The sequence below is a fragment of the Micromonospora sp. NBC_01796 genome (assembly GCF_035917455.1).
Taxonomy (GTDB): Bacteria; Actinomycetota; Actinomycetes; order Mycobacteriales; family Micromonosporaceae; genus Micromonospora_G.
In genome coordinates this window covers 3,577,061-3,590,888 of the sequence record NZ_CP109078.1, presented here as the reverse complement: position 1 = coordinate 3,590,888, position 13,828 = coordinate 3,577,061, and the positions used below count along the sequence as shown (strand labels likewise).

Annotated in this window: 12 protein-coding genes and 1 pseudogene; 5 read left to right on the top strand and 8 right to left on the bottom strand. The window is 71.0% G+C overall.

The window, feature by feature from the left end; genetic code table 11:
* Positions 1 to 102 precede the first annotated feature (102 nt).
* Entirely contained in the window at positions 103 to 333 is a 231-nt protein-coding gene (locus OIE47_RS16620; protein ID WP_326562392.1) for an FmdB family zinc ribbon protein, read from the bottom strand.
* A gap of 56 nt (positions 334 to 389) precedes the next feature.
* On the opposite strand from OIE47_RS16620, the gene OIE47_RS16615 reads away from it, so the two are divergent.
* Together OIE47_RS16615 and OIE47_RS16610 are read left to right on the top strand one after the other, a co-directional pair.
* Complete coding sequence (locus OIE47_RS16615) at positions 390 to 1,814, top strand: lytic murein transglycosylase (protein WP_442792108.1); 1,425 nt, start codon at positions 390 to 392, stop codon at positions 1,812 to 1,814.
* An 83-nt stretch (positions 1,815 to 1,897) separates the two neighbouring features.
* The gene (locus tag OIE47_RS16610) at positions 1,898 to 2,932 is read left to right on the top strand and encodes a GNAT family N-acetyltransferase (protein ID WP_326563121.1); all 1,035 of its coding nucleotides are present in this window, start codon (positions 1,898 to 1,900) and stop codon (positions 2,930 to 2,932) included.
* A 28-nt stretch (positions 2,933 to 2,960) separates the two neighbouring features.
* Here the strand turns inward: OIE47_RS16610 and hemB are convergent, their stop codons facing one another.
* The 5 genes and pseudogenes from hemB to OIE47_RS16585 form a co-directional block, all read right to left on the bottom strand.
* Positions 2,961 to 3,944 carry a porphobilinogen synthase gene (gene hemB / locus OIE47_RS16605; RefSeq protein WP_326562391.1) on the bottom strand — a complete coding sequence of 328 codons (984 nt, stop codon included), beginning with the start codon at positions 3,942 to 3,944 and terminating at the stop codon, positions 2,961 to 2,963.
* A gap of 63 nt (positions 3,945 to 4,007) precedes the next feature.
* Positions 4,008 to 5,588 (bottom strand): uroporphyrinogen-III synthase, encoded by a 1,581-nt coding sequence (locus OIE47_RS16600; protein WP_326562390.1) that lies wholly within the window; start codon positions 5,586 to 5,588, stop codon positions 4,008 to 4,010.
* Entirely contained in the window at positions 5,585 to 6,550 is a 966-nt protein-coding gene (gene hemC / locus OIE47_RS16595; protein WP_326562389.1) for a hydroxymethylbilane synthase, read from the bottom strand. Before hemC ends, OIE47_RS16600 begins: the two co-directional genes overlap by 4 nt.
* On the bottom strand, positions 6,547 to 7,896 hold the full coding sequence (locus OIE47_RS16590) for a glutamyl-tRNA reductase (RefSeq protein ID WP_326562388.1): 1,350 nt from the start codon (positions 7,894 to 7,896) through the stop codon (positions 6,547 to 6,549). The genes hemC and OIE47_RS16590 overlap by 4 nt, the downstream gene beginning before the upstream one ends.
* Before the next feature lie 86 nt (positions 7,897 to 7,982).
* Positions 7,983 to 8,720 (bottom strand): annotated as a pseudogene (locus OIE47_RS16585) (redox-sensing transcriptional repressor Rex); the annotation flags it as partial.
* Positions 8,721 to 9,088: 368 nt separating this feature from the next.
* Between OIE47_RS16585 and OIE47_RS16580 the strand changes: the two are divergent.
* Entirely contained in the window at positions 9,089 to 10,381 is a 1,293-nt protein-coding gene (locus OIE47_RS16580; protein ID WP_326562387.1) for a sensor histidine kinase, read from the top strand.
* 107 nt (positions 10,382 to 10,488) lie between these two features.
* Positions 10,489 to 11,151 (top strand): response regulator transcription factor, encoded by a 663-nt coding sequence (locus OIE47_RS16575; protein WP_326562386.1) that lies wholly within the window; start codon positions 10,489 to 10,491, stop codon positions 11,149 to 11,151.
* 134 nt (positions 11,152 to 11,285) lie between these two features.
* Here OIE47_RS16575 and OIE47_RS16570 read toward each other — a convergent pair whose 3' ends face one another.
* Together OIE47_RS16570 and OIE47_RS16565 are read right to left on the bottom strand one after the other, a co-directional pair.
* A complete protein-coding gene (locus OIE47_RS16570; protein WP_326562385.1) occupies positions 11,286 to 11,936 on the bottom strand; it encodes an HAD family hydrolase in 651 nt (216 codons plus the stop codon).
* Between the two features lie 74 nt (positions 11,937 to 12,010).
* Positions 12,011 to 12,262: a glutaredoxin family protein gene (locus tag OIE47_RS16565; protein ID WP_326562384.1), complete on the bottom strand. Its 252-nt coding sequence runs from the start codon at positions 12,260 to 12,262 to the stop codon at positions 12,011 to 12,013.
* Positions 12,263 to 12,854: 592 nt separating this feature from the next.
* Between OIE47_RS16565 and OIE47_RS16560 the strand changes: the two genes are divergently transcribed.
* The gene (locus OIE47_RS16560) at positions 12,855 to 13,826 is read left to right on the top strand and encodes an ECF subfamily RNA polymerase sigma factor, BldN family (RefSeq protein WP_442792107.1); all 972 of its coding nucleotides are present in this window, start codon (positions 12,855 to 12,857) and stop codon (positions 13,824 to 13,826) included.
* The last annotated feature ends 2 nt before the right edge of the window (positions 13,827 to 13,828 follow it).

Genomic DNA, 13,828 nt, shown 5'->3' with positions numbered 1-13,828 from the left:
CCTAAATCTCTGCTCCTTGAGCAATTTAGACGTTCGCGGCACTTCGGGCATTATGCACAGTTACGACAGGACGCGAAGCGGGCGAGCAGCGGGGAGAACCGCTCAACAACCGCACGCGCCGCCGCAGCAACCGCCACCGCCGCCGGACGGACCGGCCCCCATCGAGCCACCCGTCGCCGATCCGCCGCGACCGGTGACCGACACCGCGGAGAGCAGCTTCACCGTGTCGTCGTGGCCCTGCGGGCAGGCTGCGGGCGCGGACGCCTCGGCCATCGGTCGATTCATCTCGAACGTGTCACCGCAGGCGCGGCAGCGGAACTCATACCGGGGCATGGCAACAGGGTACGACCGCACCTGACGATTTTCGGTGGATGGGTAATACTCGACGCGTGGCGGACCGGGATGAACGGGTGACGGACGGCGCGGACAGTCCGGCGGCTCGGCCGCTGCGACCGGCCGTACCACTGCTCGACGGACCGCTCGCGAGTTCGGGCGCGGCACCGGATCCGGTCCGCGCGGCACCCGCCGCCGCGAAGCCGGCCGATGCCGCCACTCCCGACGCGAAGCCAGCCGGCGAGTCCGGCGCTCGGTTGACGAACGACACCGCAGGGACCCCAGCGGTCGACGCCGGACGCGCCGACGCGGAGCAGGCCGAGCCCGAGCCGGCCGCCCCGAAGGCCACCTCCCCGACGGCGGCTGACCCCGCCGACACGAACGCCGAGACCCCACCGGCCGATCCGAAGGCCACCGACAGCGCCGACGCCGAGACCGGGGCGTCAGCCGGTGAGCCGGGGACGAAGACCGCGACCGAGTCGGGCACGAGCACGCCGAGCCCGGACGGTGCCACCGGCGACGCCACCCCGGCGGGCGCCGCCGGCCGGGGTCGACGGATCCGGGTGCCGTTCGCGCACGCCGTACGCCGGTTCCCACCGCCCCGCCAGATCCCCGCCGCGACCACCCGCGCGGTCCGGTCCTGGTCCACCGGGGGGAGCGGACGGCTCGTCCTCCCCGCCCTCTTCATCCTGGCGCTGATCGCGGCGGCCGGGCTGGCCGGTGGAGTGCTGATCCCGGCCACCTCGCACGTGCCGCCGTCCCGTGCCGGCGCCGGCGGTGGCCCCAACCCCGACCTCGCCACACCGACGCTCGGGCCGGACGGCTCGGTCGCCCCCACCGACGGCGGCGGCCTGCCGGTCACCCCACTGCCGACCAACGGCCTGCCGGGCGCGTTGCCACCGACCGCCCGACCGGCGGAGGTCCTCACGAGTTGGGCCCAGCAGGCCTCCGCGAAGACCGGGGTGGCCCCGATGGCGATGCAGGCGTACGGCTACGCGGAACTCGTACTCGCCCAGACCAAGCCGGGGTGCAAGCTCACCTGGACCACATTGGCCGCGATCGGATATGTCGAGTCGAGACACGGGACCGCGAACGGCGCCCAGCTCGACGCGAACGGAGCGTCCACACCAAAGATCATCGGCGAACCGCTGGACGGCCAGGGGAACCGAATGCGGATCATGGACACCGATCGCGGCGCACTCGACGGCGACGTCACGTACGACCGGGCGGTCGGGCCGATGCAGTTCATCCCCACCACGTGGCAGGAAAACGGCGTCGACGCGGACAACGACGGGGTGAAGAACCCGCAGGACCTGGATGACGCAGCCCTCGCGGCCGGTAACTATCTGTGCAAGGGGACCCGGAATCTCTCCGTGCCCGAGGACTGGTGGAATGCCATCCTTTCCTACAACAACCTGCAGGTTTACGCTCAGGACGTGTTCAACAAGGCCAACGAGTACGGTGCCAGCAGCCGGGCGTAGTCTAGACGTAGCGTAATGGTCCACGTACATTGAAGAATTGGCCACTTTCGCCAGACTGCGGTTAGCGGCAAGCTGTACTGGTGATGGTGCGCGAGTGGGATCCAAGGACCGCGTCGTCCGCCGAGATCGAGTCGTTGCTGGACACTGTCAACGCGGCCTTCGCGGCGGACCTTCCGGCAGATCCTCAATGGCGGAACAGCTCCTTGCGGGAGTATCTCGCCGAGGTGATGCCGGGCGAGCGGCGGATTTCCTGGATCGCCCAGGAGGAACCGGCCGCCGACGGCACTTCCGGTCGGATCATGGGTCACATTCACGTCCTGCTGCTCGGCGACATCGGCGTGATCGACGTACTCGTGCACCCGGACGCCCGTCGGCGGGGGCTCGGACGGGAACTGCTGGCCAAGGCCGCCCGGCGGACCTATCAGGAGGGTTTCTCCTCGATCGGGGTCGAGGTCATCGGGGACACCCCGGCGATCCACTTCTTCGAGGCGCTCGGCTTCGCCCGGGAGTACGTCGAGACCCGCAGCGTGCTGCCCCTGTCCACGGTGGACTGGGTGACGCTGGAGGAGATGGCGCGGGGCATCGGCAGCGGCTACCGGCTGGAGTTCTACCCGGGTGGGCCGCCGGACGACATGCTCGTCGCGTACGCGCGGGCCAAGGCCGAGATCCGCGACATCGACGACGGCGACCTGGACCTGCGCCCGAGTTCCTATGACCCGCAGCGGCTGAAGGACAGTCTGAGCTGCCTGCACCGTCGGGGCATGAAGCCGTACATCGTGCTCGCGGTGCACGAGAGCAGTGGCGAGGTGGCCGGTCTGACCGAGGTGGTGGTGCCGGCCCAGCACCCGACCCGGGCCGACCAGTACGACACCATCGTGGTCCAGGACCACCGCGGTTACGGCATCGACCGGGCGATCAAGGCCCGGATGCTGTTCGAGCTGCGTACGGCCGAGCCGGACCTGGCCGAGGTGCAGACCTGGAACGCCCAGGCCAACGAGCCGATGATCAAGGTCAACGCCGAACTGGGTTTCCGGGCCGAGCGGGACTGGTGCGAGTACGGGGTGAACGTCGCCGAGCTGGTGCACCGGATCGACACCTCCGGGTCCGGCACGCCGTAGCGCCGGACCCCGGTCGGTCCCGTCCGGGTCAGTAACTCTCGCGCAGCATCTTGGCCGCCTCGACGGCCCAGTACGTGAGGATGACCTGCGCCCCGGCCCGGCGGATCGAGGTGAGCGATTCCATGATCGCCCGCTCCCGGTCGATCCAACCGTTCGCCGCGGCTGCCTCGACCATCGCGTACTCGCCGGAGACCTGGTAGGCGGCGACCGGCACGTCCACCGAGTCGCGGACCGCGGCCAGCACGTCGAGGTAGGGCCCCGCCGGCTTCACCATCACCAGATCGGCGCCCTCGGCGATGTCGAGCTGCACCTCGCGCAGGGACTCCCGCAGGTTCGCCGGGTCCTGCTGGTAGCTCTTCCGGTCGCCCTGCAACGCGGACTCGACCGCGTCCCGGAACGGGCCGAAGAACGCCGAGGCGTACTTCACCGCGTACGCCAGGACCGAGGTGTCCTGGTAGCCGGCCGCGTCCAGAGCCCGGCGGACCACACCGACCTGGCCGTCCATCATCCCGGACGGCCCGACCATCTGGGCGCCGGAGGCGGCCTGGACCACGGCCATCTCGGCGTACGCGGCCAGGGTCGCGTCGTTGTCCACGCTGCCGTCCGGGGCGAGCAGGCCGCAGTGCCCGTGCGAGGTGAACTCGTCCAGGCACAGGTCGCTCATCAGCACCGTGCTGTCGCCCAGCTCGGCGGTGAGGTCCCGCAGCGCCACGTTGAGGATGCCGTCCGGGTCGATCCCGCCGGAACCCCGCTCGTCCCGGGTGGCCGGCACGCCGAACAGCATGATGCCGCCGACCCCGGCCCGGACCGCCTCGACCGCCGCCTTGCGCAGCGAGTCGCGGGAGTGTTGCAGCACCCCCGGCAGGGTCGCGATCGGCCGGGGTTCGGCCAGCCCTTCCTTGACGAACATCGGCAGCACCAGCTCGGCCGGCGCCACCCGGGTCTCGGTCACCAGCCGGCGGATCGCCGGGGTACGCCGCAACCGTCGCGGTCGGATGTCGGGGTACGACATGAGCCCTCCTGTACTACCCGGTCGGCGCGACCCGACTGGTCGCCCCGACCGTTCCTCGGTCGGTCAGCGGAACCGCAACGCGGTCGGCCCCTGCACCTTCGAGCCACGGCGCTGCTTGGCCGGCATCGCCGCCAGCTTCTCGCGCAGTTCGACGGCGTATGAGGCGAGCGCCTCGACGAGGTCGGGCACCGAGGCGTTGGTCGGCTGGGCATCCACCCGCAGGCCAAACTCGGTTGCCGTCTCGGCCGTCTTCGGTCCGATCACTGCAACAACCGTACGAGGGTGCGGCTTGCCCGCGATACCCACTAAATTGCGCACTGTCGATGAGGACGTGAACAGGACGGCGTCGAACCCGCCCGACTTGATCGCGTCCCGGATCTCGGCCGGCGGCGGGGCCGCCCGTACGGTCCGGTAGGCGGTGACGTCGTCGACCTCCCAGCCCCGCTCGGTCAGCCCGGCGGCGAGGGTCTCGGTCGCGATGTCGGCGCGCGGCAGCAGCACCCGGCCGACCGGGTCGAGAATCTCGTCGTGCGGGGAGAACTCGGCCAGCAGGCCCTCCGAGGACTGGTCCCCGGCCGGCACCAGCTCGGGCTGGATGCCGAAGGCGCGGACCGCGTCGGCGGTGGCCTCGCCGATACAGGCGATCTTGACGCCGCCAAAGTGGCGGGCGTCCAGGCCGTGCTCGGCGAACTTCTCCCAGACCGCGCGTACGGCGTTGACCGAGGTGAAGATCACCCAGGCGTACCTGCCGTCGACCAGGCCCTTGACCGCCCGCTCCATCTGGGCCGGGGTACGGGGCGGCTCGACCGCGATCGTCGGCACCTCGCACGGGATCGCCCCGTACGCGCGCAGCCGGGCGCTCATCACGCCGGCCTGCTCCTTGGTGCGCGGGACCAGCACCTTCCAGCCGTACAGCGGGCGGTTCTCCCACCAGCTCAGCTTGTCCCGCTGGCTGACCCCGGCGCCCAGGGTGAGGACGACCCGGCCGGTGAAACCGAGCGCGGCGGCGACGAAGCTGTCCACCGTCGAGGTGGTGGTGTACTGCGTCTCGCCGGTGCCGTCACCGGTCACCCCGACCGGGGTGGCGCCGTCGACGCCGACCGCGAGCAGTCCGTCCCGGACGGCGGCGAGGTCACCGGCGTCCACGGCGAGCGCGAGCGAACCCCGGTTGACCGCGGCGGCGAGCGCCTCGAAGTCCAGCGCGGTGACGTCGTCGACGTCGGCGGCGGTGCGTACGCCCGGCAGCGGAACCCCGGCGTAGCTGGCCACGCCCTCGGCCTGGCCGATGCCCGGTACCACCTCGAAGTGCACCGCGGTACGGACGACCGCCTGCACCTCCTTGACCACGGAGTCGTGGCCGAACGGGTCACCGGCGACGAGGTGCACCGCGGACAGCCCGGAACGGGCCGCGGAGATCAGTACCTTGGCGACGTCGCCGGGGGCGCCCTCCGCCGGGCTGAACTGGGCGTCCTCCTTGGCCTCGGCGCGCAGGACATCGAGCAGCGACTCGGGGACGCCCCGGTCGAAGATGACCTGGTCCGCCTCGACCAGCGCGTCGTGCGCCCGGCGGGTCAGCAGGCCGGGGTCGCCGGGGCCTGCCCCGACGAACGCGATGTGGCCTGCGGGCTTACGGGTGCGGATCATGGCTGTGCTCCAAAATGCTGGGTCCTCGCGCCGGGGTGCGAAGGCGTACCGAGGATCGAGTCGGCGCCGCGGTCGAGGAGTTCGGCGGCGAGCGCCTTACCGATCTCCTCAGCGTCGGCGGGCGTACCGGTGCGGGACAGCCGGAGGTCACGGGCCCCGTCCGGACTGATCACCGCCCCGCGCAGGTAGATCTCATCGCCGTCGTCGCCCTCGGCGAGTTCCGCGAATGCGGCGACCGGTGCGCTACAGCCGGCCTCCAGGGTGGCCAGCAACGCGCGTTCCGCGGTGATCGCGGCCCGGGTCGGTGCGTGGTCGAGCAGGGCGAGCAGATCGATCAGCTCCTGATCGTCGCCGCGGCACTCGACCGCGAGAGCACCCTGGGCGGGCGCGGGCAACATCAGCATCGGATCGAGCGTCTCGGTGATCTCGGCGGTACGGCCGAGCCGGCTCAGTCCGGCTCGGGCGAGCACCACCGCGTCAAGGTCCGCATCCGGGCCGAGCACGCGCTTGACGCGGGTGTCGACGTTGCCGCGGATCGGGGTGATCTCGAACTGGAGTCCGAGTGCGTGCAGTTGGGCGATCCGGCGCAGCGCGCCGGTGCCGATGGTCGCGCCGGGCGGCAGCTCGGCCAGGGTGCGACCGTCCCGGGCGACCAGCGCGTCGCGGGGGTCCTCCCGCTCGGGTACGGCCGCGATGTGCAGGCCGTCCGCGGGCGCGGTGGGCAGGTCCTTGTACGAGTGCACGGCGAAGTCGATCTCCCGGGCGAGCAGCGCGTCGCGCAGCGCCGAGACGAAGACCCCGACGCCGAGCCGCTGCACCGGGGCGGAGGACCGGTCGCCGGCGGTGACCACCTCGACCAGTTCGACCTCCCGGCCGGTGGCGGCCCGGACCGCGTCGGCGATCATGCCGGACTGGGCCATGGCCAGGGCGCTGCCCCGGGTGCCCAGACGTAGCGCGGTCATCGGTCTCCTCCCGGAGCGGGCAGCGACACCCGTGGGGCGATGTCGGGAACGGCCTCGACCGGCGAGGTGTTCGGCACCTCGAGGTCGAAGAGCTCACGCAACAGCGCGGTGTACTGGTCGCCGCCGGGCTCGGCGGCGAGCTGGCGGACCCGTACGGTCGGCGAGTGCAGCAGCCGCTGCACCACCCGGTGCACGGTGTGCGCGACGTCGGCCCGCTGTTCGTCGGTGAGGTCGGGGCGGCGCTGGGCGAGCCGGCGCAGCTCGGCGGTGACCACCTCGTCGGCGCGGGCGCGAAGGGCTGCCACGGTGGGCACCACCTCGGCGCCGCGCAGCCAGGTGAGGAAGGCGGCCACCTCGCTGGTGACGATGTCGGCGACCGCGGCGGCGTCGGTGGCGACCGGTCCGTCGGCGAGGTCGGCCGCGAGCCGGTCGATGTCGACCACGAGTACGCCGGGCAGCTCGGCCACGGCCGCGTCGACATCCCGGGGTACGGCGAGGTCGAGCAGGACCAGCGGGGTGGCGGACCCGTTCGCGGCCCGTCGGGCCAGTGCGGCGGCCACCGTCTCGCGGGTGAGCACCGGCTCGATCGCCGCGGTGGCGGTGACTACGATGTCCACAGTGGACAGGGCTACGGTAAGATCGTCGAAGGCTACGGCGGTCGCGCCGTACGCCTCGGCCAGCCGCGACGCCCGGTCCGCGCCCCGGTTGGTGACCGCGATCGACCCGAGCCCGAGCCGGGTCAGCGTCGCCACGGCCAGGGCGCCCATCGCACCCGCGCCGATCACCAGTGCCGGGCGGTCGGACAGCGATCCACCGAACCGGTTGGCGGCGATCTCCAGCCCGGCGGTGACCACGCTCTGGCCCGCCTGGTCGATGCCGGTCTCGGCATGGGCCCGCTTGCCGACCCGCAGCGCCTGCTGCATCAACTCGTGCAACTGCCGGCCGGCCGCGTCCGCCTCGGTCGCCACGTGGTAGGCGTCCCGGAGCTGTCCCAGGATCTGCGCCTCGCCGACGACCATCGAGTCCAGCCCGGTGGCGACCCGGAACACGTGCTCGACCGCGGCCTCGTCGTAGTGGACGTAGAGATGGTTGGCCAGGTCCGCGGGCGAGCAGCCCGCCTCGGCGGCGAGCACCGCGCAGACGTCGCCGAGACCGCCGTGGAAACCGGAGACCGCGGCGTAGATCTCGACCCGGTTGCAGGTCGAGACCACCACGGCCTCGCCGATGTAGGTCTGGGCGAGCAGCCGGTCGAGGATCCGGGGCAGGTCGGCCGTGCTGACCGAGAGCCGCTCCAGCGTGGCGACCGGGGCGGTGCGGTAGGACGCGCCGACGACGAGCAGGTTCACGAGCCGACCACCTCCGTACGGTTCGAGCGGGGACGGCCCGGCGGGGCGGGTTCCTTGGTGCCGGTGCCGCTGACGGTGACGTCCTCGGTCCCGGTGGCGGCGAGATCCGGATCGGTCTCGGCCCGGCCGCCGGGCAACGCGGTCAAGGATGCCTTGCGGTGTTCGTGGAAGGAGAGGATCTGCAACTCGATCGCCAGGTCGACCTTGCGCACGTCCACCCCCTCCGGCACCCCGAGCACGCAGGGCGCGAAGTTGAGGATGCTGGTCACACCGGCGGCCACCAGCAGGTCGGCGACGCGCTGCGCGGCGGAGGCGGGGGTCGCGATCACCCCGATCGCGATCGCCTCCTCGGCGGCGGTCAGCGGCAGGTCGTCGATGTGCCGGACGGTCAGCCCGTTGATCTCCTCGCCCACCCGGGCCGGGTCCGCGTCGAAGAGGGCGGCGATCCGGAAGCCACGGCTGGCGAAGCCGGCGTAACCGGCCAGCGCGTGACCGAGATTACCCACGCCGACCAGCGCGACCGCGCGGCGTTGGGTGAGGCCGAGGACGTACTCGATCTGGTCGATCAGGAGGGCGACGTCGTAACCGACCCCCCGCGTGCCGTACGAACCGAGGTGCGAGAGATCCTTACGGAGCTTGGCCGAGTTCACCCCGGCGGCGGCTGCCAGTCCCTCGCTGGAGACCGTGTCGTCACCGGCTTCGGCGAGATTGTGCAGTGCACGCAGGTATTCGGGGAGCCGGGCGACCGTCGCCTCAGGGAGATCCGGAAGCGCCGGAACGGCACCGGCGCGCCCGGACGCGCCTGCGGGGCGGTGCTGACTCATGTGACTCCGTGCGGTGCGATCCTCGACCAGCCGGAGTGGCGGGCCATTACAGGGCTCCCGCTTGCGACCGCTGTGACCGGCTGTGCTAGCAGGGCTCGTCGGAGTAACAGAGTAGGCGCTTGTGAAGACGTGCACAAATCGCGATCTTGAAGCCAGGCGACGCGGGTTCACCAGGAACTCCATTCACAAGATCGGCTTCAGGGCGGTACGGTTCCGCCATATCGATTATGGCTCAATTCCGACTATTCTCGCCAACTCGACCAGCTATCGTGGGTCTGCGAGGACCGGCGCAGGTGAGGCCAGCCCTACCGGAAATAGGCAGGCCGACGGGATATGGACCGGTCGTCCGGTTGCCTAGCGTGGAGGACATGACCACCGTCACCGCCAACGCCGAACCGGCCCCGTCCACGATTCTGCGCCAACTCGGCGTCGACTCGGCGTACGTGTTGCTCGGATTCCCACTCGCGCTGGCCAGTTTCATCTTGTTGATCATCGGCCTGGCTCTCGGCGTGGGCCTGATGGTGACCGTGATCGGACTTCCGATCCTCGCCGGCACGCTCTACCTCGCCCGGGCCTGGGCCGACCTCGAACGGCGGCGCCTGCCCGCCGTACTGCACCAGCCCCGGATCCGGCCGCAGTACCGGGCCCCCGAGCCCGAGGCGAACGCCTGGCGGCGGATCTTCGTACCGATCACCGACGGCCAGTCCTGGCTCGACCTGGCGCACGGCTGCGTCAAGCTGATCGTGGCGGCGGCCACCTTCGTCGTCACCGTCGCCTGGTGGGCCGGCGCCATCGGCGGCTCCTTCTACTGGGCGTACGACTGGACCCTGCCGCAGGGCGACGGAAACGAGGGGCTGAACGAGCTCCTCGGCCTCGGCGACTCGGCCGGCGCCCGGATCGGGCTGAACAGCGCCTTCGGCATCTTCTTCCTGATCACCCTCCCGATCGTGGTCCGCGGCTGCGCACTGCTCCAGGCCAGCTTCGGCCGGGCCCTGCTCACCGGGGTCGCCGAGATGCGCAACCGGATCACCGTGCTGGAGGAACAGAAGCGGGCCGCCGTCTCCGCCGAGGCCAGCGCCCTGCGCCGGCTCGAACGCGACATCCACGACGGCCCCCAGCAACGCCTGGTCCGGCTCGCCATGGACATCAGCCGCGCCCAGCACCAACTCGCCACCGACCCGGAGGCGGCCCGGCGCACCCTCGACGAGGCACTGACCCAGACCCGGGACACCCTCGCCGAGTTGCGGGCGCTCTCCCGTGGCATCGCCCCGCCGATCCTGGTCGACCGGGGCCTGCCCAGCGCCCTCGCCGCGCTCGCCGGTCGGGGGCTGATCCCGGTCGAGCTCACCGTCGACCCGCAGCTCGGTACGCCCACCGGCCGACTCGACCCGGCGGTCGAGAACGCCGCCTACTTCGTGGTGGCCGAAGCCCTGACCAACGTCGCCAAGCACAGCCGGGCCACCGAGTGCTGGCTCACCGTCACCCGCGCCGACCGTCAACTGCACATCGCGGTGATCGACGACGGCGAGGGCGGCGCCCACCTCTCCAAGGGGCACGGGCTGGCCGGCATCGCCGACCGCGTACGCGCCACCGGCGGCACCCTGACCGTGATCAGCCCGGCCGGCGGCCCGACCGAGATCCGCGCCGAGCTCCCGTGCTGAGCCCGCCGACCGAACTCCCGCACCGATCTCCCGTACCGAGCGAAACGATCATCCCGAGCAGAGCCGGTGACGCCGTGACCGACGACAACGTGGTAGACAACCGAGCCATGCGTGTAGTGATCGCCGACGACGCGTTCCTGCTCCGCGAGGGGCTGGCCCGGCTGCTGACCGAACACGGCCACGAGGTGGTCGCCGCGGTGGGAGACGGCACCGCCCTGGTCGAGGCGGTGGTCGCCCACCTGCCCGACGTCTCGATCGTCGACGTACGGATGCCGCCGAGCCACACCGACGAGGGTCTCCGGGCGGCGGTGGAAGCCCGCCGGCTGGTCCCCCGCGCCCCGATCCTGGTTCTCTCCCAGTACGTCGAGGTCTCGTACGCCGACGACCTGCTCGCCACGGTCAATCCCGGACCGGGTGCCGGCGGCGGGATCGGCTACCTGCTCAAGGACCGGGTGGCGGCGATCGACGAGTTCCTCGACGCGCTCCGCCGGGTCGCCGCCGGTGGCACCGTCCTGGACCCCGAGGTGGTCGGCCAACTGCTGGTCCGCCGTCGCCGCGACGACCCGCTGCGCGAGTTGACCCCGCGCGAGCGCGAGGTGCTCGGCCTGATGGCCGAGGGCCGCTCCAACACCGCCATCGCCCGCGCCCTCGTCGTCAGCGACGGCGCCGTGGAAAAACACGTCCGGAACATCTTCACCAAACTCCGCCTACCCCCCGACGAGGAACAACACCGCCGAGTCCTAGCCGTCCTCACCTACCTCCGCGGCTAACCCCACCCCCCGTCCCCCGCTCCCCCACCCGCCACTCCCGCCGTCGATCTTGCAGTTGTGGTTCCCGCCATGTCCCTCTTTGGGGGCATACGTGAGCGACCCAAAGTGCAAGATCGACGAGGGAGGGGAGGGGGTTACGGGGTGGTGAGGGCTAGGTGGACCGCTTCGGTGAGGGTGTCGGCTACGGGGCGGCCGGAGGCGCGCAGGCGGGCCGGGTCGGTGAAGCCGCCGGTATAGAGGACGCTCGCGGCGCCGACCGAGTCGGCGGCGTCAGCGTCGTCGATGGAGTCGCCGATGAGCACCACCGACGAGCCGTCGATGCCGAGTTCGTCCAGGTGACGCGCGAGATGGTCGGCCTTGTGGTCGCCGCCGACGGTGCCCCGCAGACCGTCGATCCGGTTGAACATCGCGGTCAGGCCGTACGTCTCGACGGCGGGGACCAGCTCGTCGTGGAACCACATGGACAGCAGCGACTGGGTGCCGGTCCAGGACCGCATGGCGGTGGTGGCGTCCTCGGCCAGCTCGCAGGTGGTCAACCCGGTCCGGTACGCGTCATGAAAGATCTTGTCGAGTGAGCCGAACGCGTCGGTGTCCACCGCCCGGCCCAGTACGTCGGCGTAGTACTCGGAGATCGGGCGACGAAACCCGAGCCGGTGTTCCTCGGCCGTGACCACCGGTCCACCGACGCTGGCGAACACCACGTTGGTCGACGCGACAACCAGGCTGAGGTCGTTGAGCAGCGTCCCGTTCCAGTCCCAAACCAGGTGCCTACGAGCCGTTCCCATCGCAGCACAATAACTCGGCCGCCACGCACCCACCCCGCCGAGCCCGCCCCGCCGACCGCGGAACGGAGGGCGCGCTAGGAGGTCCGGGTCAGGGCCTGGAGGAGGCGGGGTTCCTCCACCCGCCAGTAGCCATGTTCCTTGCCGTCGAGCAGGATCACCGGTACGCGGTCGCCGTACTCGCGTTCGAGTTCGAGGTCGGCGGTGATGTCGACCTCGACCCAACCGGTGCCGGTGCTGGCCGCCACCCGGTCGATCGCCTCCTTGGCCACCTCGCACAGATGACACCCGGGACGGGTGATCAGGGTCAGTCTCGGCTCGCTCGCCATGCGTTCTCCCAGGTCCGGCGTGGATCGCAGCAGTCTGGCACAGGACCGGCCCGGACCGCTCCCGCGCATCGACGTCCGACTGCCTCTCGACTTCCCCGGTGGCTCACGGTACCGTCCACGAGACCGTGTCCCGGCGTGGAAATATCACGAGCGGGACCGACCGTCACCGTTAGCACTTATGCCGGCGGCACGCCAAACCGTGCCGCTTCTCGGCGTGTTGCGGTGTTTTTGCAGCTCACGGGCCGGATGACCCGACTGTCGAGGATCCGACAACGCACAAATCGTCCGCCCCAGTTGGGCAAATCTGGGAAATACTTTGGCTCTGTGTAACGGACTCGCCACGCGTGGGTGACGTTGGCCCTATCATCACTCGGGTTGGCTCACCCCTTTTGCTGTGAGTCGACACCCCTCAGCCCGAGGAGGCCGCCGTGCCTGTAACTGCACTGCACCAGCACCTCATGGATGCGTGCCGCCAACCGGGGCAGTCTGCCCTCGGTCTGGTGGATCGTGCCGGTCCAGGCCTGGTTCGCGGCATCGTGGCCGCGAGATCGTGGCGACCGGCCCCGCTGGCGTACCGGCTCGGGGAGGGCCTGTGAGCACTTACGGATACGCGGACGCCGCACGTCGCCGCGAGGTTCAATCCGCCCGCGCGGCCCTGAACCAGGGCCTCAGCATGCTGCGGATCTCCATGGACGACATGCGGAGCCTGGCCGTACGCGGCGAGGGCAGTCCCAAACGGATCCGGAACCGACCGCATCCGAACGAGACGCCGTCGCGGCACACCCCGCCGGGGAGCAACGCGCGCCCGATCAGCGGCCGGGTGACCAGCCCGACCCGACCCCCGATGCCGGCCCAACCCGGCCCCGGGCAGACGGGACCCCGGCCGGACGCACCGGAGACCGAGACCGCCATCCTGCCGGTCGTCCCGGCCGTCGACCCGGCACCCGGGCCGGCGGCACCGCCACCGACCGGCTACCCGGACCGCCCGGATCCCTCGGATCCGGCGACCGAGGTGTGGAAGCTGATCGAGCGGGCCCAGCAGGGCGAGTCCGAGGCGTTCGGTCTGATCTACGACCGGTACGTGGACACCGTCTTCCGGTTCGTCTACTTCCGGGTCGGCAACCGGCAGTTGGCCGAGGACCTGACCTCGGACACGTTCCTGCGCGCACTCAAACGCATCGGCAGCTTCACCTGGCAGGGGCGCGATCTCGGTGCCTGGCTCGTGACGATCGCCCGGAACCTGGTCGCCGACCACTTCAAGTCCGGCCGGTACCGACTCGAAGTTACTACGGGTGATGTGTTAGATGCGGATCGTGAGGATCGGGGTCCGGAAGGGAGCCCGGAGGCCGCGGTCGTCGAGCACATCACCAACATGGCGCTGCTCGGCGCGGTGAAACAACTCAACCCCGAGCAGCAGGAATGCATCGTGCTCCGGTTCCTGCAGGGCTTCTCCGTGGCGGAGACGGCGCAGACGATGGGCAAGAACGAGGGCGCGATCAAGGCCCTCCAGTACCGCGCCGTACGGGCCCTGGCCCGCCTGCTCCCGGACGGGTTCCAGCCGTGAGT

What these genes read in the sequence shown, in the direction of transcription:
- OIE47_RS16600 (WP_326562390.1), bottom strand. Translation starts at nt 5,588, where the DNA reads ATGATCCGCACCCGTAAGCCCGCAGGCCACATCGCGTTCGTCGGGGCA.
- OIE47_RS16570 (WP_326562385.1), bottom strand. Translation starts at nt 11,936, where the DNA reads ATGGGAACGGCTCGTAGGCACCTGGTTTGGGACTGGAACGGGACGCTG.
- OIE47_RS16620 (WP_326562392.1), bottom strand. Translation starts at nt 333, where the DNA reads ATGCCCCGGTATGAGTTCCGCTGCCGCGCCTGCGGTGACACGTTCGAG.
- OIE47_RS16580 (WP_326562387.1), top strand. Translation starts at nt 9,089, where the DNA reads ATGACCACCGTCACCGCCAACGCCGAACCGGCCCCGTCCACGATTCTG.
- hemB (WP_326562391.1), bottom strand. Translation starts at nt 3,944, where the DNA reads ATGTCGTACCCCGACATCCGACCGCGACGGTTGCGGCGTACCCCGGCG.
- OIE47_RS16565 (WP_326562384.1), bottom strand. Translation starts at nt 12,262, where the DNA reads ATGGCGAGCGAGCCGAGACTGACCCTGATCACCCGTCCCGGGTGTCAT.
- hemC (WP_326562389.1), bottom strand. Translation starts at nt 6,550, where the DNA reads ATGACCGCGCTACGTCTGGGCACCCGGGGCAGCGCCCTGGCCATGGCC.
- OIE47_RS16575 (WP_326562386.1), top strand. Translation starts at nt 10,489, where the DNA reads ATGCGTGTAGTGATCGCCGACGACGCGTTCCTGCTCCGCGAGGGGCTG.
- OIE47_RS16610 (WP_326563121.1), top strand. Translation starts at nt 1,898, where the DNA reads ATGGTGCGCGAGTGGGATCCAAGGACCGCGTCGTCCGCCGAGATCGAG.